General features: G+C 52.7%; 18 protein-coding genes. 1 reads left to right on the top strand and 17 read right to left on the bottom strand.

Translation table 11 applies throughout. From position 1 onward, the window contains the following. Positions 1-34 precede the first annotated feature (34 nt). The 16 genes from ACJJI8_RS10905 to trmJ form a co-directional block, all read right to left on the bottom strand. On the bottom strand, positions 35-991 hold the full coding sequence (locus ACJJI8_RS10905) for a RodZ domain-containing protein (RefSeq protein WP_444935047.1): 957 nt from the start codon (positions 989-991) through the stop codon (positions 35-37). Beyond that, positions 981-1,757 (bottom strand): type IV pilus biogenesis/stability protein PilW, encoded by a 777-nt coding sequence (gene pilW, locus ACJJI8_RS10900; protein ID WP_413664562.1) that lies wholly within the window; start codon positions 1,755-1,757, stop codon positions 981-983. The genes ACJJI8_RS10905 and pilW overlap by 11 nt, the downstream gene beginning before the upstream one ends. 355 nt (positions 1,758-2,112) lie before the next feature. Further along, positions 2,113-4,098, bottom strand: coding sequence for a cytochrome-c peroxidase (locus ACJJI8_RS10895; protein WP_444935046.1), 1,986 nt, complete (start codon positions 4,096-4,098; stop codon positions 2,113-2,115). 482 nt (positions 4,099-4,580) lie between these two features. Further along, the gene (locus ACJJI8_RS10890; RefSeq protein ID WP_444935045.1) at positions 4,581-6,497 is read right to left on the bottom strand and encodes a cytochrome-c peroxidase; all 1,917 of its coding nucleotides are present in this window, start codon (positions 6,495-6,497) and stop codon (positions 4,581-4,583) included. A gap of 410 nt (positions 6,498-6,907) precedes the next feature. Beyond that, complete coding sequence (locus tag ACJJI8_RS10885) at positions 6,908-8,848, bottom strand: cytochrome-c peroxidase (protein ID WP_444935044.1); 1,941 nt, start codon at positions 8,846-8,848, stop codon at positions 6,908-6,910. A 537-nt stretch (positions 8,849-9,385) separates the two neighbouring features. Next, entirely contained in the window at positions 9,386-10,504 is a 1,119-nt protein-coding gene (rlmN, locus tag ACJJI8_RS10880; protein ID WP_444892905.1) for a dual-specificity RNA methyltransferase RlmN, read from the bottom strand. Positions 10,505-10,566: 62 nt separating this feature from the next. Then, the gene (gene ndk / locus ACJJI8_RS10875) at positions 10,567-10,995 is read right to left on the bottom strand and encodes a nucleoside-diphosphate kinase (protein WP_108731991.1); all 429 of its coding nucleotides are present in this window, start codon (positions 10,993-10,995) and stop codon (positions 10,567-10,569) included. Positions 10,996-11,190: 195 nt separating this feature from the next. Then, on the bottom strand, positions 11,191-11,385 hold the full coding sequence (iscX, locus tag ACJJI8_RS10870) for a Fe-S cluster assembly protein IscX (protein ID WP_444892904.1): 195 nt from the start codon (positions 11,383-11,385) through the stop codon (positions 11,191-11,193). 24 nt (positions 11,386-11,409) lie between these two features. Beyond that, a complete protein-coding gene (gene fdx, locus ACJJI8_RS10865; RefSeq protein WP_108731989.1) occupies positions 11,410-11,748 on the bottom strand; it encodes an ISC system 2Fe-2S type ferredoxin in 339 nt (112 codons plus the stop codon). Positions 11,749-11,838: 90 nt separating this feature from the next. After that, a complete protein-coding gene (gene hscA / locus ACJJI8_RS10860; RefSeq protein ID WP_444935043.1) occupies positions 11,839-13,710 on the bottom strand; it encodes a Fe-S protein assembly chaperone HscA in 1,872 nt (623 codons plus the stop codon). A 63-nt stretch (positions 13,711-13,773) separates the two neighbouring features. Next, positions 13,774-14,301 (bottom strand): co-chaperone HscB, encoded by a 528-nt coding sequence (gene hscB, locus ACJJI8_RS10855; RefSeq protein ID WP_413664557.1) that lies wholly within the window; start codon positions 14,299-14,301, stop codon positions 13,774-13,776. 136 nt (positions 14,302-14,437) lie between these two features. Continuing rightward, a complete protein-coding gene (gene iscA, locus ACJJI8_RS10850; RefSeq protein ID WP_444895049.1) occupies positions 14,438-14,749 on the bottom strand; it encodes an iron-sulfur cluster assembly protein IscA in 312 nt (103 codons plus the stop codon). A 56-nt stretch (positions 14,750-14,805) separates the two neighbouring features. Beyond that, positions 14,806-15,228: a Fe-S cluster assembly scaffold IscU gene (gene iscU, locus ACJJI8_RS10845; protein WP_108731985.1), complete on the bottom strand. Its 423-nt coding sequence runs from the start codon at positions 15,226-15,228 to the stop codon at positions 14,806-14,808. A gap of 27 nt (positions 15,229-15,255) precedes the next feature. Next, entirely contained in the window at positions 15,256-16,470 is a 1,215-nt protein-coding gene (locus ACJJI8_RS10840) for an IscS subfamily cysteine desulfurase (protein ID WP_444908430.1), read from the bottom strand. Positions 16,471-16,532: 62 nt separating this feature from the next. After that, positions 16,533-17,009, bottom strand: coding sequence for a Fe-S cluster assembly transcriptional regulator IscR (gene iscR, locus ACJJI8_RS10835; RefSeq protein WP_282934079.1), 477 nt, complete (start codon positions 17,007-17,009; stop codon positions 16,533-16,535). 106 nt (positions 17,010-17,115) lie between these two features. After that, positions 17,116-17,907 carry a tRNA (cytosine(32)/uridine(32)-2'-O)-methyltransferase TrmJ gene (gene trmJ / locus ACJJI8_RS10830; protein WP_108731983.1) on the bottom strand — a complete coding sequence of 264 codons (792 nt, stop codon included), beginning with the start codon at positions 17,905-17,907 and terminating at the stop codon, positions 17,116-17,118. A 135-nt stretch (positions 17,908-18,042) separates the two neighbouring features. Here trmJ and ACJJI8_RS10825 point away from each other — a divergent pair, with 135 nt between their 5' ends. After that, positions 18,043-18,846: an inositol monophosphatase family protein gene (locus ACJJI8_RS10825; RefSeq protein ID WP_282934081.1), complete on the top strand. Its 804-nt coding sequence runs from the start codon at positions 18,043-18,045 to the stop codon at positions 18,844-18,846. A 58-nt stretch (positions 18,847-18,904) separates the two neighbouring features. Here ACJJI8_RS10825 and ACJJI8_RS10820 read toward each other — a convergent pair whose 3' ends face one another. Continuing rightward, the gene (locus tag ACJJI8_RS10820; RefSeq protein WP_413664556.1) at positions 18,905-20,944 is read right to left on the bottom strand and encodes an ATP-binding protein; all 2,040 of its coding nucleotides are present in this window, start codon (positions 20,942-20,944) and stop codon (positions 18,905-18,907) included. Positions 20,945-21,216: the final 272 nt, after the last annotated feature.

Here is a 21,216-nt window from a genome sequence, read left to right as displayed (position 1 = left end):
CTACAGGGTTCGCGCCCAAACGGGGAAGATCATCTTAATCGCCGACAATCAGACGACGAGTGCGGCGGTCGCCAATAGGCTGGCTGTCGATAGTTTCATCGCGGTAAACCACATGGGTTGCACGGGCATTTCCCAACATCAGCTCAAATGGAGCATCTCCATCTAAAGATTTGGCACTGCCAGCAGCTTGGACCCCGGCCAGTAAAATCACACCTTGTGCGTCTTTCACCTCAACCCAGGCATCTTCATCAAAGCGAAGCCGCAATGCGCCTTTCAGGGCCTGGTCCAACTGGGCTACTTGGGCGGGAACAGGCTCAACCACTTTTTCCACAGAAGCAGCAGGTTTATTCTCCACCGTTTCAGCACTGCCAACCTCAAGCTGAACATGAGCAACTCCATTTGATGCTGGTGCAAATGGCTCTGAGCTCAACTCTTCAACTGCAACTTCCTGCCCCTCTACTTCAGTAACCGGATCAGTTACAACTTCACTGGCAACGGGGGCTTCGGCAACCAGGTCCGCAGTATCCTCACCCATGGGCATACCGGGAATATTGACTGGAGTACCGTACTTCCACCAGAAGACACCACCCGCGAGCAACAGGGGAATCAGGGCCAGGGCACCATGTCCGCGCTTGCGCTCAGGGCGAAATGCCTCGGCTTTAGTGGTTCGCCGGGATTCACTGCGCTGTGCTGGCTGCGGCCAATCCCTATCATAGGCTTCCAAAGCCGGCTCAGCAGGAATATTCAACTCGCGACAAATATTGCGGATATAGCCTCGCGTGTAGACAGCTTCTGGCTGCTTTTCGTAATTATCGCTTTCAATCCACTCAACTGTGTTATCAATAATACACAGGCGCTGCGATAACTCCTCTCGGGACAGCCCGGCCGCTTCCCGAGCCGCCAGCAAAAGATTGCCAGCGGAACCCTTAGAAGTTTGCGTATTGGATACGACCTCACCACCTTCGCAGTGTTCGGGACTACTATCCGTCATTACCACTCAACTCCTGATATTTCAGTGTCTCCGCAGAGTACGGGTACAAATTCTTCAAAGCAAGGGCGTAACTTCGCTCCTTGTCACGATTGCCAAACACCTTCTCGATACGAATCCCAAGCCACAGTGACTGGGGAGTCTGGCGATTCTTTTCACTAAATTGATCCAGGTACGCCTTGGATTTTGCGTAATCACCGGCGTTAAATTTCAGCTCAGCCATTTCGATCAACGCCAGCGGCAAATCGGAGTTCAGCGCTAACGCCCTGGCATAGGCCCCTTCCGCCTTGTCGGTGAGACCCAGACGCGCGGCCGTACGACCGTAGTTAACCAAGGCAAAAGATCGACGATTATAGGTGAGGTCTGTAGAGGCGAGTTCGAACTGCTTGAGGGCCTCTTTATAGCGCTCTTGTTTATAGAGAAAAACGCCGTAATTAGTGTGAGCCATGGAAAACCCGTCGCTATAGCGCAAGGCTTTCTTGAAGTGAGATTCCGCAATATTCAGCTCACCATCCGCTTGATAAAGCAGTGCCAGACCGTGATGTGCCAGTGGGTTCTTTTTGCCCAATTCCAAAGCACGATTAAAATGACGGCGGGACTGCTCCCTGCTGTTGGGGTCCCGCAAATAGCGAAGCCCCAACTGAACATGGGTCTCCAATGCCTTATCCAGGTCAACTTCCTTACGCTCGGGCATCCCAGAGGTTACACACCCCCCCAGCAGAGTACCGAGCAGCACCAGGAGCGACAGGCTCTTAAATTTCGCGGACACTACATCACCTGTATCTTTATTTTTCACTTATCGGCCCAGCGAGATTGCGCGGGTGTCACCAATACACCAATGAGTGCTAACGCCAATCCCTGGACAAAGCAAGCCCGCAAAACACAGCAAAACCCAACATCGACCACCGGCATCCACTGGCAGTGGTAAAAGTACATATCGGTATTTTGTGTGAGAAATCTGATTCCGCCTCAGCTGGCACTTTCCAAATCCCTATACTGCCGGAAAGCCTTGCCAGTTGCAGCCCTAAAACCCAATCAATTCCATTTAGTGATGACTTTGTCGAGTATTGTCAATCCGCCAGTACCGGAGTACCGGCGGAATAAGTAAAAAGGGCTTAGAGGACTTAGAGTTGATTACCTTCCTGGTCTACCGCATCCAGCTGCATGCCATCTGGACCAGTGTCCCGCGGCGGAATCAATGACTGGACTGCATTAGAGTCAGTATTTGCCGCATCTGGATCAGTTAGGGTTTCGAGGAACGCTACCAGTAAATCAACTTCCTCGTCGTCCAAATTCACAGCTCCGTCGCCATTTTCAGCCAACAGTGCTTCAGTCAGTGCCTGGCCATTGGGCGCAACTTTCGCGGCACACTCATCCACCTCTGCAAACTGATCCAAATCGCACATCTCACTGTTGGTGAAATACTGGGAAACAGAGTCGGCTCGACCAGTGTAGTGTTCGACATTTCTTTTCAATGTACCGAACTGACCTGCGTGTCCCCAGGGGCCAGTGAGCGCCACATTAAGCAGCGTTGGCGTGCGGAAGCTGCCGCTTCCATTACCACCCAAGTCAGCACCACTGCCACTCTCATCTTTACCAACACCAATCTGTGGATAACTGACAGCTCTCAACCCTTGATTAGAGAAAAAAGCTCCTGAGTGGCAATTTGTACACCCTGAATTTCGTGTCATAAATGTAATTGCCCCTCGCTTTTCATCGTTATTGAGGGCCGCAAGGTCTCCATCAACATAATCAAAGAAGGGGTTATCGATAAAAATTTGCACCGCTTCGTAAGAGGCAATTGCCTCTGCAATTCTGCTGAAGTTAATTGCCGAATCGCCAAATGCTGCGGTAAACATTGCACCCCACGAGTCCTGGGTTAATTTTTCAGCGAGAATATCCTCACGATAATCAGTAAAACCATCATCGCTGGTATCGTCGTAACCGAACTGGGTGATATCCCCCATCTCAGCAGCTTCTGTGACCGGGAAGTGGGCTTGGGCCATCATCAGTGCGAGGGTACCAGTACCCACGGCCGCCTCTGTGTTGCGAGTAACATCCCGGGAGTCTGTCCTGAGCCCTCCATTACCATTGATCGCCACTCGGTTATCCCAAAACAAACCGTTATCCCAAAGGGCTACATTGCAGATAGGCTGGGCATTTCGAGGTACCAGCGGAACTTCATTCTGGCCGTCGGAGCGACCGGGACCGACTAATTCAGCATCAACGGGATCAACGCCAACTGGCATGGATAAGTCATCGCCACCACAACCTATTGCCGGGTGGTGGCAGGAAGAGCAAGATGCATCGCCATCAGCGCTCAGGTTTTTATTGTGAAACAAGCGCATACCCAGCTCTACCATGGCAGGGTCCTGTTCACTTCTGACCCGGGCAGCAAAGGCGCGCATATCTTCCAACTGCTCGGCCATGCCAACGTCATCCAGCACTGCCTGTAAGCAGCTATCGAGACTGCCATCAGCAATATTGACCGCTGAACGCGCATTTTGACATTCATCAAAATCGGAAATTCGGCTATCAGAACCATCTGCATCAGAACCATTACTGAGGCCGTCATTAGTATTATTTACCAATGTTCTGGCAGTGACGCTGGCGGTCTCATCTTCGCTGTCGACATCGCCGGTGGTTACTGAGTAGGTATATTCAGTGTCTGATGAGAGACCCTCATCGACATAGTATCCGCTAGTCGTCTCAGCAATTCGTTCGCTGCCACGATAGATAACATAGGTCGCACCGGTGCTTTCCCAGGAAAGACCGATACTGGTACCGGAAAATGCGTTGCCGATCAGTTCTGCAGGAATAATTCCCTGACCTGAGCCTGTATCGCCATCGCCATCGCCATCGCCATCGCCATCGCCATCGCCATCGCCATCGCCATCGCCATCGCCATCGCCATCGCCATCGCCATTATCATCATCACCTGAACCAGAATCGCCATCACTGCCAGTATCAGAAGTTTCAGTAGGCGTGTCATTGCCACTACTTGAGGAACCACCTCCTCCGCAGCCCACCATCACAAGAAATAGAGGTAGGACCAGCAGCTTTACCAGAGCCGTTAGCGATAGTGTGATTTGATTTTTATCAACATTCATAGTTCTTGACCTGCCCGTCAATGACCTTTTCTTATTCCGAGTTCTGGACACTAAATACAGGGCGAAGTGCCAATGCTGACACCAAAGGGTAATTGAATGCTTGCCATTAAATTACAGGGAAAACCTTTAAATTAGTATTTACCAGATGGAATCAGGAATAATTTCGGCCCACTGTGTCCAGCAGCGAAAAATCTCACTGTAATTACAAATTGGATGTTTTCATTTTGAACTACTGTAACGATTCAGAGTAAGAAACTCTGCTAAGGGCGTCGCAACAGTACATTGCCAATGTCCTCAAAATGATAAATTGAATGGAAGATTAATCACACTTGGAACGCTATAGGCAAGAGCGGGTTTTAAGCTTTTAACCCAGGCAATACTCTTGTACTTATTAGAACAGCAGTTGCCGGCATTTGCTGGCAACTGCTGAGAAGGGCTATTTCAGTTTAAATTACCCAATCGGCGATGTCGGAGAAAAACAGTTACAGGCTTCTGCCATCCTTGTCGATTGCATCCAACTGCTTCCCATCAGGCCCACCATCTCTGGGAGGAATCAAGAATTGAATCGCATTCGAACTGGTATCGGCAGCATTGGGGTCTGTGAGCGTCCCGAGAAATGTCACTACAAGATCAATTTCATCGGCAGAAAGGCGGTTAACTCCTCCACCTTCATTTCCATCAATAATGTTCTGGGAATGGGTTAAACCATTTGGAGCCACTTTATTGGCACAACCCTCAACATCCTGAAATTGCACAAGATCACACATTTCACTATTTTCAAAATACCGGGTAATTGAGGCTCCCTGGTCACTGTAGTGCTCAACATTCCTCTTCAGCGTACCGAATTGCCCATTGTGCCCCCAAGGCCCGGTAAGTGCCACGTTGAGCAACGTCGGTGCACGAAAGGCACCAAACCCAAGTGATCCCTCGCCGCCCCAATCAGCCCCATTCCCACTCTCATCGGTGCCTACCCCTATTTGCGGATAGTTCGCAGCCATCAATGCCTCAGATGTGAAAAAGGCTCCCTTGTGGCAAAAAGTGCACCCCGCCTCCTTAGACATAAATGTAATGGCACCACGTTTTTCCTCATCGCTGAGCGCCTCCAGGTTGCCCCCAGCATATTCAAAAAACGGATTATCGATAAATATTTGCACTGCCTCATATGCAGCTATTGCTTGAGCGATCCGACTGAAATTAATCTCAGAATCACCAAACGCTGAAGTGAATAACGGTGCCCAGGCTTCAACATTCAGGTTTGTGGCTAAAATATCCTCACGATAGGAAGTAAAATTCTCATCAACAGAATCATCGTACCCAAAATCGGTTATGTCACCCATCTCGGGAGGTGCGGTAACAGGGAAGTGGGCTTGAGCCATTAACAGTGCCAGGGAACCAGAGTCCACCGCTGCTCTAGTATTTCGTGTGACGTCCGTTGATTCTGTTCGCAGGGTCCCATTTGTCCCCATAGAAACACGGTTATCCCAGAACAGGCCGCGACTCCAAAGCGAGGTATTGCAAATTGCCTGCGAGTTTCTAGGCACTAATGGTACTTCGTTAATACCATCCGACCTGCCTGGTCCTAACAAAGCAGCATTCACAGCATTTACCCCAACAGGCATCGATAGATCATCTCCACCGCAACCAATCGCAGGGTGATGACAGGAAGAGCAGGAGGTATCTTGGTTAGCACTTAAGGATTTGCTGTGGAACAGGCGCATGCCCAGTTCTACCATGGCCGGATCCTGTTCGCTGCGAACCCGCGCACCAAAAGCACGAATATCTTCAACAAGGGTCACCATCCGGTTAAGCTCAAGCATTGCCCCTAGACAGGGGTCAAGATCCTCCTCAAGCAGGTCCAATGCACTAGAAGCATTGCTACACTCGGCAAAACTAGATATTTGTTCATTCAAAACATCATCTTCTGTACCGTTATTCAAGCCAGCATTGGTGTCATTAACTAATGTCTTGACCGTAACCTGCGAAGTTTCCGATTCGTTTGCAGCATCAACCGTACTGACAGAGTAAACATATTCGGTGTTAACTGAGAGACCCTGTTCGACATAATAGTTATTGCTGGTTTCCGCGACCTTTTCACCGTTTCGATAGATAAAGTAAGTCTCACCATCTCTTTCCCAGTTAAGACCGATACTGGTTCCCGAGTGGGCATAGCCAATTAGCTCAGCGGGTTCACCGGCTTCTTCAGGCTCAGGATCAGGATCGGTGCCCGTCCCTGACCCAGAACCGGAACCATCATCACCCTGAACGGTATCTCCAGGCGAATTATCCTCACTACCAGATGACCCGGAGCCGCAACCAACTAACAGCGAAAACAGCGTGAGGAAAAAGAGTCTAAGTAGGACTCTGGGAAAGACTTTTTGATCGAACTTCTGAGCACTCATAAGAATCCTAGTGGTCCCTTCCATATATTTTCAATAGTTCATAGGTGATAACGCGACACCAATAGATTTGGTTGACCAATTAAGGAAGAAATGTGAACAAAAGTCCGGAGTGAATCCCGAAGGGAACGACCAACTCACCAGAATTTCAGGGGATAGCGTTTTTTCCAGCAACAACTGACTAAAAACTTCGCAATCCAGACGATGACTTATACCTATCCCTGATCGCAGGAATTCACTCTCGGATCAACTTCGGCCTGGCTCTGGAAGCAAAGTAAGAATGAAACTGTGGTGAATTTTAAGGCAGAAGGCGGTTGCCTGAATGATGAATGCGAATAAAAGTCGCTAATGAAGAGTTGGCATCTCACCAGTAAGTCAATATTAGTGAGATGCTCAAATAAAATGCAGGAATATTATAATTCGTTGCCGTCCTGATCCCAGGCATCCAGCTGCATTCCATCGGGTCCGCCGTCACGGGGAGGAATCAGGGATTGGGTTGCATTTGAATTTACATTCTCTGCATCCGGGTCAGTGAGCGCCTCAAGAAATGCCGCTAACAGCTTCACTTCATCGCCGTCTATCGGAAGTGCTGCATCACCATCTATCTCCAGAATTGCCTCGGTCAACTCCAGACCATTGGGCGCAACTTTCGCTGCGCAGTCTTCTAGCTCGGCAAACTGATCCAGGTCGCACATTTCACTATCTTCGAAATACCGGGACACCGAATCCGCTTGCCCGGCATAGTGCTCAATATTTCTTTCTAAGGAGCCAAACTGCCCGGCGTGCCCCCAGGGACCAGTAATGCCTGCATTGAGCAGTGTTGGAACACGAAAGCCACCCAGTACTGCCCCTCCCCAATCAGCGCCATCATCCTCTTTTCCGACACCAATTTGAGGATAGTTAACGACCCTCAAACCCTGGTTAGTAAAGAAGGCGCCCGTATGGCAAGCAGTACAACCAGAGCCTGGCGTAAAATAAGTAATTGCTCCCCGCTTCGCATCGTCATCCAGCGCTGTCAGGTCACCGTCGATATAGTCAAAGAAGGGGTTATCAATAAAAATATATACCGCTTCATAGGCGGCAATCGCCTGTGCGACCCTACTGTAGTCAATACTGTTGTCTCCATAAGCGGCAGCAAATAAGGGGCCCCAGGACTCCTCATTGAGCTTTGGTATAAGATATTCCTCACGGTAATCAGTAAGGTCATCGTCGCTACTTTCGTCGTAGCCAAATTCAGAAATATCCCCCATCTCAGCAGCATCAGTCACCGGAAAATGGGCTTGGGCCATCATAAGTGCCAAAGTACCGGTACCTACCGCCGCTTCAGTATTATTGGTTACATCCCTGGAGTCTGTTTTAAGGCCACCGTCGCTCGTGAAAAGAACGCGGTTGTCCCAGAATAATCCATTATCCCAGAGCGCCACATTACAAATAGGCTGGGCATTGCGTGCAACCAACGGCACTTCGTTTTCACCATCGGAACGCCCTGGGCCAAGCAAATCGGGATCAAGGGCATTAACCCCAACAGACATGGAAAGATCATCACCAGCGCAGCCTATTGTCGGGTGGTGGCAAGAAGAGCAGGCGGTATCACCGTTAGCACTAAGACTTTTACTGTGGAATAACCGCATACCCAACTCAACCATCTCCGGGTCTTGCTCACTTCTAACTCGAGCAGCGAAAGCGCGCATATCCTCCAATTGCTCTGCCATTCCCACTTCATCCAGCACAGCCTGCAAGCAACTGTCGAGACTACTATCGTCAACATCTACGGCTGAGCGCTCATTTTGACATTCATCAAAATCAACAATGCGCTTTTCAATGGCCTCTGCTTCAGTACCATTGCTCAGGCCATCATTCGTGTTATTAACCAGTGTTTTTGCAGTAACACTATTAGTATCACTATCAATACTCCCCACACCGACCCAATAACTATATTCAGTATTAACTGAGAGGACTTCATCCACGTAATGGTTATCTGTAGTTTCTGCGATCAATTCGCCATCGCGATAGATGCTGTAGGTCTCTTCAGAGTCCTCCCAGGAGAGCCCTATGCTGGTGCCGGAGAAGGGGTTTGCAATCAGTTCAGCAACCAAGATCCCCTGCTCTGAATCGGAATCATCATCTGACCCAGTATCACCATCCGAATCGTCACCATCCGAATCGTCACCATCGTCTGAGCCAGAGCTGTCCCCAGAGCCGCTATCATTTTCAGTAGTCTCTGTCGATGAATCATCCTCACCGCTAGAGGAACCACCGCCCCCACAGCCCACCATAAATAGAAATAAAGAAATGAACAGCAGCTTATTCAGCGCTACAAGCAATTGGGTTAATTGGTTTTTTTCCGCGTTCATAATATTCGAACAGTCCCGTCGATAACTTTTCTGTTCCTAAGCCAGGCAACTCAGAGAACTCCATGCACTTCAACTCTCAACACAGCTGTGCAAGCACTTCTACACATTGTTTTTCCTGAACCTAAGCACGCTGCAACAGCTCCAGACCAAATGAAAATGACTGGATAGCACGCTATAGCGCCATAATGTTTTGATGGATGTTGGAGATACGGGTGTAGCTACTGCAAAGATCCAGTGCCAGACGGTCTAGTGAAGACCTCTCTCCACTGGCCAGCTATTTCATTCAAAGTCAAAATGTTGCAGGCAAAATGCAAATTAAAAAAATATAATCGTTTTGACCTAATCTCATGCATATATCCAACGCTCCCTTCCCGGGTAAATTTTCCTCGAGCGTTAAACGTTAGATAAAGCAATTTCGTTGACACGAAAAATAGAATAGAAAGGAACTTTTAGGCTAAACAGAGTTTTTTTGAGAAGGGGAAAATCGAAGCCAATAGGCTGCCAACAATTTGGCAACCTATAAAAAATTACCAGCGACTAGTTAACAATACGAACGGGGCGCTCTGCATTGCGGTAGCGCTCGGAGCGGCGGGTGCGGTCGTTAACACTGCCTGCCAACTGACCACAGGCCGCATCAATATCATCGCCGCGTGTAGTGCGCACAGTCACGGTATAACCTTTGTCGAGCAAAATCTGCTGGAAGCGACGCAGTGCGTTATTACTCACTCGCTGATAGTCGGACAACTCAAACGGATTAAAGGGAATCAGGTTAATTTTCACCGGAATCTCTTTAAGCAGCTCCGCCAATTGCTCAGCGTGCTCCGGGCGGTCGTTAACCTCGCGCATCAGCGTGTATTCAATGGTCATTTTACGGTGCGTATCCGGCATGCGGTCGATGTAGCGCTTGGCGGAATCCAGTAGCACCGCAATAGGGTATTTTTTATTGATCGGCACCAACTCGTTACGTAATTCATCGTTGGGCGCATGCAGGGAAATTGCCAGGCTCACATCGGTCACATCGGCGAGGCGGTCCAGTGCGGGCACTACACCGGAGGTCGACAGGGTGACGCGGCGCTTGGAAATACCGTAGGCGTTATCTTCCATCATCAGGTTCATGGAATCGACCACATTGTCGAAATTGAGCAATGGCTCACCCATGCCCATCATCACCACGTTGGTAACCTTGCGCGGTCCTTTCGGGTCCAATTGACCGAAAGATTTACAGGCAATCCAAACCTGCCCGATAATTTCTGCCGCCGTTAAATCGCGGTTAAAGCCCTGCTTGCCAGTTGCACAAAAGCTGCAATCCAGGGAACAGCCCACCTGGGAGGAGACACAAAGGGTGCCGCGATCGCCATCGGGGATATAGACAGTCTCGATAGCATTGCCACCAGAGACTTTAATTAACCATTTCCGTGTGCCATCGGCGGAATCCCACTGATTCAATACTTCCGGGGCACGGACTTCGGCCACTTCCGCCAGCTTTTGACGCAGGGCCTTACTGACATTGGTCATCTCAGCAAAATCATCAACCCCATTCTGGTGAATCCACTTTAAAACCTGAACAGCGCGGAAGCGCTTCTCGCCCAATGATTCAAAAAAGGCGGCCAGCTTTTCTACCGAAAGGCCGAGCAGGTTGGTTTTCTCTGTGGTCATTCATTTCACCTCGGGGAAGAATTGCACCGGTCCGGACAGACCGGTGCGATTTGTGGCGCGGATTAAGCGCGCGCGCAGATTTCGTCGTCGGCGAAGAAGTAGCTTACTTCGCGAGCAGCGGACTCTGCGGAGTCGGAACCGTGTACAGCGTTGGCGTCGATGCTGTCAGCGAAGTCAGCGCGGATGGTGCCAGCAGCAGCTTCTTTAGGGTTGGTAGCACCCATCAGATCGCGGTTTGCCAGGATAGCGTTCTCGCCTTCCAGAACCTGTACAACAACTGGACCGGAAGTCATGAAGTCAACCAGGTCTTTGAAGAAAGGACGTTCTTTGTGCTCAGCGTAGAAGCCTTCAGCTTTTTCGCGGGACAGTTGAACCATCTTCATGGCAACAATGCTCAGGCCAGCTTTCTCAAAACGGCTCTCGATTTCACCGATTACATTCTTGGCTACTGCGTCCGGCTTAATGATGGAAAGGGTACGCTCCAGGGCCATGGTTATCTCCAAATTGATTTTTTGTAACTTAACTTACATATAGAAAGAGCAACCTACTCAGTTGCTCTTCCCTAGTATTCCTTTCATACCCACCGGGGGTACTCAATTTTTGATCACCGCATTTCGCGGCCGGCGGATTATACGGGGTATTGATCGACTTTTGTACTCTCTTGCCAATACTGCCCCGAAGGCCGGTTACTCCCGCTCTTCGATCCAGGCAGCCTGGATCGCCTCGAGGATTTTCTCTCCGCAGCGATCGGGATCATCATCAAATCCGGGCAGCGCCATCACCCAGTTGCGCAGGTCGACAAAGTTGACCGTCAGTGGGTCCACATCCTCGTGAGCTTCGCTCAACTCTATGGCAATATCGTGAATATCAGTCCACTTCATGATTCGGCTTCCTCTGCGTGCAGGTCAGTGCTTTTCCGACACCTGGTTGATGGTGTACTTGGGGATCTCGACCACCAGGTCTTCATCCTCGACAATCGCCTGACAGGACAGGCGAGACTCCGGCTCCAGGCCCCAGGCTTTATCCAGCAGGTCCTCTTCAAGCTCGTCCGGCTCTTCCAGGGAATCGAAGCCCTCGCGCACAATGACGTGACAGGTGGTACAAGCACAGGCTTTTTCACAGGCGTGCTCAATTTCGATATCGTTGGCCAGGGCCGCGTCGATCACGCTGACACCGCTCTCCGCTTCCACCACTTTGCCCTCGGGGCACATTTCCGGATGGGGTAAAAATACTATCTTCGGCATGGGGTACTGAACCTCTGTGGTCTCAATCCGACGGGGAGAAAGTAACGACTCCCCGGCCGCCGGCAGCGCAGAGTCTGCGCCTGATCATGGTTATTTATCAAATTCATCCAAGCTGTGGCCCTGCATAGCCCGCTTAATGGAGGCATCCATACGCTTGGCAGCAAAGGGCTCAGACAGCTTATTCAAGGCTTCAATACGTCGACGAATTTCCTCTGCATCCCCGCCGTTATGGGCCAGACGTAAAGCTTCCATCTCGTGCTCAAGCTCGTTTAACTCACCTTCGTCCAGCAGCTGGGCGCCGTTCTCACGCAGGGCCACCAACATGCTTTCCAGGGTTCTCTCTGCTTCCACTTGGGCCTCGCGCAGGGCCCGCAGGGCGATGTCCTCAGCGGCGTGGGTGTAGGATTCCTGCAGCATTCGCGCAATATCCTTGTCTTCCAGGCCGTAGGACGGTTTAACCGTAATATCGGCACTGACACCACTGCTTTTTTCCATGGCTGTCACCGACAAAAGACCGTCAGCATCCACCTGGAAAGTCACACGGATATGGGCGGCACCGGCCACCATCGGCGGTATGCCGCGCAATTCAAAGCGCGCCAGTGAGCGGCAGTCACTTACCAGTTCCCGCTCGCCCTGCACGACATGGATTGCCATGGCAGTCTGGCCATCTTTAAAAGTGGTGAACTCCTGGGCTTTGGAGACGGGGATGGTCGTATTGCGATCAATCAGTTTTTCCGCGAGGCCACCCATGGTTTCAATCCCGAGGGACAGGGGAATAACATCCAACAGCAGCAGTTCTTCGCTGGACTTATTGCCCACCAGTACATCAGCCTGAATTGCGGCGCCGATTGCTACTACTTGGTCGGGGTCAATTTCCGCATGAGGGGGACGGCCAAAATAATCCTCAACCCGCTCGCGCACGCGCAGAGTACGGGTGGAGCCCCCCACCAGAACCACTTCCTGCACCTCATCGGCACTGATACCGGCATCGCGCAGGGCGCGCTTACAGGCGCGTAGGGTTTTGTCGATCAGGGGGTCCAGCAGTGAAGCCATGGTGTCGCGATCGAGCACGCCTGACCAATCGCCGTATTGCACTTCCACCTGCTCGACACTGGACAGGGATTCTTTTGCAGCACAGGCGCTGTCTAACAGGACTCGCTGGGTCGCGGCGTCGAGATCGCTACCCAATCCCACTTGCTCGGCAATCCAACTGGCAATGGTGCGATCGAAATCGTCGCCACCGAGAGCGGTATCGCCGCCGGTAGACATGACTTCAAACACACCCCGGGACAGGCGCAGAATAGAGATATCGAAGGTGCCGCCACCGAGATCATAGACCGCGATCACACCCTCTTCGCCTTTATCCAGGCCGTAGGCAACAGCCGCTGCTGTGGGCTCATTGAGCAGGCGCAGGACTTTCAGGCCCGCCAGTTGGGCAGCGTCTTTGGTCGCTTGGCGCTGGGCATCATCGAAGTAGGCCGGCACGGTGATCACCGCACCATCCAGCTCACCGCCCGCCTTGCCGTAGAGCGCTTCGCGGCCGCGCGCGGCCAGTTTTTTCAGGATTTCTGCCGATACCTGCACCGGGTTTACCGGTCCGGCTGCAGTTTCAATCGAAGGCATACCGCCACTGCTCTCGGCCAGGCGATAGGGCAGCTGCTCACCAAAACTTTTGATATCCGCAACACCTCGCCCCATCAGGCGCTTGATAGAAATCATGGTGTTGTAGGGATCTTCTGCAGCGCACGCGCGGGCTTCAGCACCCACGGTAATCGCCTCGGCTCCGTAGTGCACCGCTGATGGCAGGATCACTTCACCCTGCTCATCGGCAATGGCCTCTGCCGATCCACTGCGCACGGTCGCTACCAGTGAGTTAGTGGTCCCCAAATCGATACCCACTGCGTGCTTGCGCTGGTGGGGAGCTGGGCTCTGGCCCGGTTCAGAAATCTGCAGTAATGCCATTAGTTATCTCTTCTTTAAGCGGGGCGCGGTACCATCTGGCCCTCTCAGTCAGTGCTCTCGCAACTAGTCGTTGAAAAGGTCTTCTTCCAGCTCGTCAATTTGTTTCTCAAGCTTGGCCAGGAACTGAAGCTTGCGCAGCGAGTCCTCTGCTGCGCCCAGATCGCCCCCGTCATAAGTTTCGGCAAAGCGCTGCTCCTCATTGGAGATCAGCCCCCGCGCCTCAGCACTGAGCTCATCCAGCGCAGCTGCAGGATCGGGCTGCTCGCGCACTTCTTCCAGGCGCTCGCGCAACATCATCTGCTGCATCAGAAATTCAGTATCTTTGGTGGTCTGTTCAGGTGGCACATCTACCCCGGCCAACTTGAGTAGGTAGGCGGCGCGCTGTACCGGGTCGCGCAAAACGGTGTGCGCCTCATTGATCTGAGCCGCCATTTTGATGGCCAACAATTGTTCGCCCTCGGAATGGGAAGCGTATTTGTCCGGGTGGAATTCCCGCTGTAACTCCCGGTAGCGGGTCGCCAGAGCACTGCGATCGACCGCGAACGCAGGTTGCAGACCAAAAACTTCGAAATGGTTCAGGTTGGTTGCCATCTGAATATACCTACTGGGGCACAGCCTGGGACGCGGCTGAAGTTGCCGCTTACTGCTGCACGGCCCCCAACTGTCCGAGGGGCCAATAAAAAGGCCGGTATGCGCAGCGCACCCGGCCTTGTGGGGCGAGAGCGAATCAGACGTGGAAACTCTCGCCGCAGCCACACTCATTTTTTACATTGGGATTCGAGAAGGTGAAGCCTTCGTTCAGGCCTTCCTTGACGAAATCCAGCTGGGTGCCGTCGAGGTAAACCAGACTCTTGGGGTCCACCACCAACTTAACGCCGTTTTGCTCAAATACCGTATCTTCGGCTTCGAACGAATCGACAAATTCCAGCACATAGGCGAGACCGGAACAGCCGGCCGTTTTGACACCGACACGAATGCCGATTCCCTTGCCTCGCTTGGCCAATTGACTTTGAATGTGGGCCTCAGCGGCCTCGGTCATACTAATAGCCAAAACAACACCTTCGCTATGTTTGGACGCTACATTTGGACGAAAAGTTAACCCGCCGCAGATTCCTTGGCTTCTACAGCATCATCGGACTCACCGCGCTTTTCACGGATATCGCGAACCGCAGCTTTAATCGCGTCTTCGGCGAGAACCGAGCAGTGGATTTTTACCGGCGGCAGTGCCAGCTCCTCTGCAATGGCAGTGTTCTTGATCTGCTCAGCTTCGTCGATCGTCTTGCCTTTCACCCACTCGGTCAGGAGGGAGCTGGAGGCAATGGCGGAACCACAGCCGTAGGTCTTGAACTTGGCATCTTCGATAACGCCCTCGTCGCTTACCTGAATCTGTAGGCGCATCACGTCACCACAGGCGGGCGCGCCGACCATTCCGGTACCTACATTGTCCGCCTTGTCGTCCATACGTCCAACATTGCGGGGGTGCTCGTAGTGGTCAATTACTTTATCGCTATAGGCCATGACTTTTCTCCTAACTCTTGCGCGCGCTTAGTGAGCGGCCCATTCAATCTTGTTCAGGTCTACGCCGTCTTTGTACATATCCCAAAGCGGTGACAATTCACGTAGTTTCTCCACTGCCTTGCGCACTTCTGCGGCAGCGGTGTCGACATCACTCTCGCTGGTAAAGCGACCGAAGCTGAAGCGCAGTGAGCTGTGCGCCAGTTCGTCGTTAACACCCAGGGCTCGCAGTACGTAGCTGGGCTCCAGGCTCGCAGAGGTACAGGCGGAACCGGAAGAGATCGCCAGGTCGCGCAGCGACATGATCAGGCTCTCACCTTCTACAAATGCAAAGCTCACGTTCAGGTTGCCCGGAATTCGCTGCTCGGCGGAACCATTGATATGGACCTCTTCCATATCCTTGATCTGATCCCAGAAGCGGTCGCGCAGAGAGCGCAGACGCTCGGCTTCCTGAGCCATTTCTTCTTTAGCAATACCAAAGGCTTCGCCCATACCGACAATCTGGTGAGTCGGCAGGGTACCGGAGCGCATACCGCGCTCGTGGCCGCCACCGTGCATCTGGGCTTCCAGACGGACGCGGGGCTTGCGGCGTACGTAAAGGGCACCGATACCTTTGGGGCCATAAATTTTGTGGCCGGAGAAGGACATCAGGTCAACTTTCATTTCCTGAAGGTCGATCGGCAACTTGCCGGCGCTCTGGGCCGCGTCCACATGGAAAATAACTTTGCGCGAGCGACACAGTTCGCCGATCGCAGCGATATCGTTGATCACCCCGATCTCGTTGTTAACGTGCATCAGGCTCACCACAGTGGTGTCCTCGCGCATGGCTTCCTCAACCTGCTCCGGATAGACGATGCCGTCTTCGCGGGGATTCAGGTAAGTCACTTCAAAACCTTCCCGCTCCAGCTGGCGGCAGGTATCCAAAACCGCTTTGTGCTCAATTTTGGAGGTAATGATGTGCTTGCCGCGACTCTGGTAAAAGTGGGCCGCACCCTTGATACCCAGGTTGTCGGACTCGGTGGCACCGCTGGTCCAGACAATTTCGCGCGGATCGGCATTGATCAGCTCCGCCACCTGGCGTCGGGCATTCTCCACAGCTTCTTCCGCTTTCCAACCAAACAGGTGGGAGCGGGAGGCCGGATTGCCGAAATTGCCTTCCATCGTCAGCTGCTCTGCCATTTTCTTGGCGACGCGTGGGTCAACCGGACAGGTAGCCGAATAGTCCAGATAGATGGGAAGCTTCATAGTCATACCGTTTCCGCTTAGTAAATCTCTAATATCTGTCTGCTGGCCCGATTGGGCCCCAATCACAGGCCGCCGAGTACAGCGACCCTCTCTTCCGGCGCCTCGCGCATATCTTGCCGACGCGCAACTTCCTGCACCTCAGCTCGGGAAACCAGGTTGGCCAAGCTGATACTGCTGAGGAAGCTATGAATCTGATCACTCAAGTCTGACCAGAGGTAGTGGGTCAGGCACTGTTCGCCATTGGCGCAATCCGCATTGCCGCCGCAGCTGGTGGCATCTACAGACTCATTGACCGCATCAATGATCTGCGCCACAAAAATCTCTTCACCATCCCGCGCCAGGCGATAGCCACCGCCGGGCCCACGCACACTGGACACCAGCCCAGAATGCCGCAACCGGGAGAACAACTGCTCCAGGTAGGACAGTGATATACCCTGGCGCTTGGATATGTCTGCCAGACTGATCGGTCCGCGATCAGCGTGCAACGCCAGGTCCAGCATGGCAGTCACCGCGTAGCGGCCTTTGGTTGTCAAACGCATATCAGCTCCCAACTGATGTACAGCCCTTTTCCGATCGGGGCGCGAGTATGGAATAACCCACTACTGTAGTCAAGTATATAACCCAGCGGGACACTCGGGTACTCAACTAGTCGGGTCGCCCCTTACCACCAGAGCGATGGATGTAATTCTGGATAGAGGTCAACATTCCGCGCAGGATACCCAGCTCCATATCATCGGGGCGAACCCGACTATACAGTCGGCGCAAGCGGGTCATTGTTTGGCGGGGGTTATCCGGGTCAATAAAGCCCAGCTCGCCCAGCGCCTGCTGCAGGTGATCGAAGTACAACTCCATATCGCTGGCCTTGGCCGGTGGGCGATCCCAATCGGTGTAATTCACAGGCTCACCCTTTTCCGCTTCCAGGGCCGCCATACGCACTTCGTAGGCAAGTACCTGTACAGCAGTCGCCAGGTTCAGGGAGCTGTATTCCGGGTTAGCAGGAATATGCACATGGTAGTTACAGGCCTGTAACTCTTCGTTGGTAAGCCCTCGATCCTCGCGGCCAAACACCAAAGCAACCGGATGAGACGCGGCCTCGGCGACGGTACGCTCTCCACACTGGCGCGGGGTCAGCAGGGGCCAAGGGATTCGGCGCTCGCGAGCGCTGGTGGCCACAACAAGACCACAATCAGCCACGGCTTCTTCCAGGGTATCCACCACAACGGCGCTATCGAGCAGCTCAGCTGCCCCGGCTGCACGCCAAACAGCATTGGCTGCAGGAAATTCCCGAGGCGCTACCAGGTACAGCTGACTCAGGCCCATATTCTTGAGCGCGCGCGCCGCACCACCAATATTTCCGGGGTGTGCGCTGTTAACCAGAACCACGCGCACATTGTCGAGCGCGGCAAGTGGAGTCGTGTCTAAAGGTGACTTGGCCATACTGAAAGTAATAAATCGGTGTCATGGGGGCGCGCGAGTGTAGCAAAAACCAATCGGAATCCCTACAATCGCGTCCGTCGCAGTTAACCTGCGGCCTGCTTTTTAACCCCTTTAACCACTTTGTGCGGAATAGTTATGGAACCCATGCTAAATATTGCCCTGCGCGCGGCGCGTAAGGCAGGAGAACTGATCGAACGGGCCTGGGAGCGCGGCGACCTGATGAAATTCGAAGAAAAGACGCGCAACGATTTCGTTACTGAAGTGGATAAGGCCAGCGAACAGGAGATTATCTATCACCTGCGCAAGGCCTACCCCAAGCACAGCATCCGCGCTGAAGAAAGCGGCCTGCAAGAGGGCGCAGAGCCCGATTACGAGTGGATTATCGATCCCCTCGATGGCACCACCAATTTTATCCACGGCGTCCCACAGTTCGCTGTTTCTATCGCCTGTCGCTATCGCGGCCGCATTGAGCACGCAGTCGTACTGGACCCGATCAAACGCGAAGAATTTACCGCAAGTCGCGGCCGCGGCGCTGCCCTGAATGGCCGCCGTATCCGCGTCTCTTCACGCCAGGGCATGCGCGGCTCTCTGATTGGCACCGGCATTCCCTTCAACGGCCTGCCGTTGGATAACATCGACGCCTACCTGGCCGCCCTAAAAGATATCGCTGGGCAAACTGCGGGAATCCGCCGCCCCGGCGCTGCAGCTCTGGATCTTGCCTATGTTGCTGCCGGGCGATTCGATGGCTTCTGGGAAATGTACCTGAACACCTGGGATATCGCAGCGGGCTCCCTGCTGGTCAAAGAAGCCGGCGGCCTGATCAGCGATTTCCGCGGTGGTGAGGACTACCTGGACTCCGGCCACCTGGTCTGCGCCACTCCGAAAGTATTTAAGCCCCTGGTGAAAATCGTGGGCAAACATATGGGACACATACGCTAAAAGCCTGGACGGCACTCCGGCAAATAAGATGCCGGGGTGCTGATTCCAAGAGCCCAGCTCACCTCTTCCCCGTCAAACACTCCATCAAAACTCGCGCAAGCTGCGGTCGATCAAAGTTATCCGGCAAAGCGGTTGTCACCCCCGAGGAAGCCTCTCCTCCCATAACCACCAAACAGGTTTTTTGAGTGACTTGATCCTGCTTGAGGATACTTACCAAATCCCCAACCGACATTCCCGGTAAGGTATTGTGAAACAACACCACATCCGGTGCTTGGGTACGCGCCATAAATATGGCCTCAACAACATCTGCGGCCACAGAAAGCTGTACTTGCGGCGCCCCCTGCAAAAGTTTTTCCACCCGAGCCACACTTTCAGGGCGGTTATCCACTAGCAGCAATATACAGTCGGGTAATGTTGACGGGGCATCAACAGAACTTGCAAATGACAGGAAAGACTCCGCAGCATCAACCATTGGGAATTCAACCCAAAATACTGAGCCCTGCCCTTCCTGACTGTCAAAATCGATCCGCCCCCCCATCGCCTCCGCCAGACGCTTGGCAATTGCAAGACCGACACCGGTACCCTCGATATGCCCCTTTTCCTCCCCCAAACGGTTAAAGGGTTCAAAAACTTCTTTGCGTCTCTCTGCTGCAATCCCCTTGCCGGTATCCAAAATATTCAGCCTCAACCAGCCATCGGCCTGCGGCGTAAAATTAATAATGACACGGCCATTTTCACGATTGTATTTCACCGCGTTGCCCGCCAGGTTCAATACAACTTGCTTATAGCGCACAGGGTCCGCACAAATATAAGCGGACTCCCAGCCGAGAGGCTCAAACACCAAACTGACACGACGGGTTTCAGCCAGGGGCTCGAGCAAACGTTTACATTCTGCAACCAAATCGGCCGGCCGAATCAATTCCATCGAGGGGCCCAAACGCCTACTGTCGATTCTGGCCAGCTCCAATACATCACCGACCAAATGCAATAAATGCTGCCCCGCGCGACGAATTTCTGATAAGCGCTGACGCTGGTCTGCGTTGAGACTCTGATCTAATTCGACAATTTGGCTGTAACCTAAAATTGCATTAAGTGGCGTGCGTAATTCATGGCTCAGGCTAAATAATAAATCTGCCCGATGCGCATTTTCCTCCCGCTGCAACTCCAGCTCCCGCTCCATTTGCGAAAGTCTTTCCCGGCTGCGGCTGACGTCTTGTAAAACTCCCAACACCCGCACGGGCTGACCGCGACTATTTAATTGGGCCTTACCGCGGCAGCGAACCCAAACCACACTGCTATCCGAACGCCAGATGCGAAATTCCACATCGAGCGGTAACCCCTCGCGCACATGATCCCGCATGGACTGCTCAACCCGAGGGAAGTCCTCCGCTAAAATTCGAGCCTTCCACTGCTCCGCGGCTGAAATACCGATACTGCGTATCGGGCTCACTTCATAACCCAGAATCCCCCAGCAGGCATCATCAAGCACCATTTCATCTGCGCGTAGATCCCACTCCCATAAACCATCGCCAACTCCAGACAGTGTCTGTAAGGGGCGCTCGCCAGGCAGGTTGGATAGGTAGCGCTGGGCCAAGGTTTCAGTGAAGTCAGCGCAACTTCCAATCACAACAAACCCACTGTCATCCTCGAGGTTTATTGCGCGTCCTCGCAATCGCAGCCAGCGCAATTGACCAAGACTATCGTAGGCCCGAAAAGTAGTATCGAAGTGTCCACCTTTGTTGGTAAGACGACGCCGCACAGTGATAATTCGATCCCGCTCATCAGAGTGAACCGAACGCAATTCATCACCCGTCCACAGGGAAGTCAAAGAGAGTTCTGCAGTTTCTGCAAACAGGAGCCAAATTTCACCCTGAGCACGCTGAGCACCGGAATCCGGATGCCACTCCCACAACCCGCAGTCTGAATCTAAAAACAAATCTTGCAAGCAGGCGTTATGACGAGGCAGGCGCGATGCATCCAAAGAGGAAAGCTCATCGCTGGTTGCCAACTGGAACACTGCGCTGGACGGATTTGGGGTTAGTGACTCTGACACACAGGGCTCGACTATCGAAATTAGCTCATTAATTACCTGGCTCATGCATCCTTGCCATACATAAAAGAGAGCCTCTCTCCCGGGGCCGTTAAATTTGGGAACGCCTCGGGAGACCCTAAACTAAAGCATTATGAGCTTTGCGCAAAGTGCGGGCAAAAAAAAGGCCCCGCAATGCGGGGCCGTAATCAGCGATGATGAGAGAAAACGGGAAGTCACCCAGTGTTAATGGTTTGCCATAACCCTAAGAAACTCTCCCGAAATGCGGGTCCGTTGTCCCGCACAATCACTAATGCAACACTTATGCCAACTTTTAGAAC

The organism is Microbulbifer maximicatervae (SeqCode) (assembly GCF_052467695.1).
Note: the sequence above shows the minus strand (reverse complement) of the source record. Positions and strands in the feature narration are given on the sequence as shown.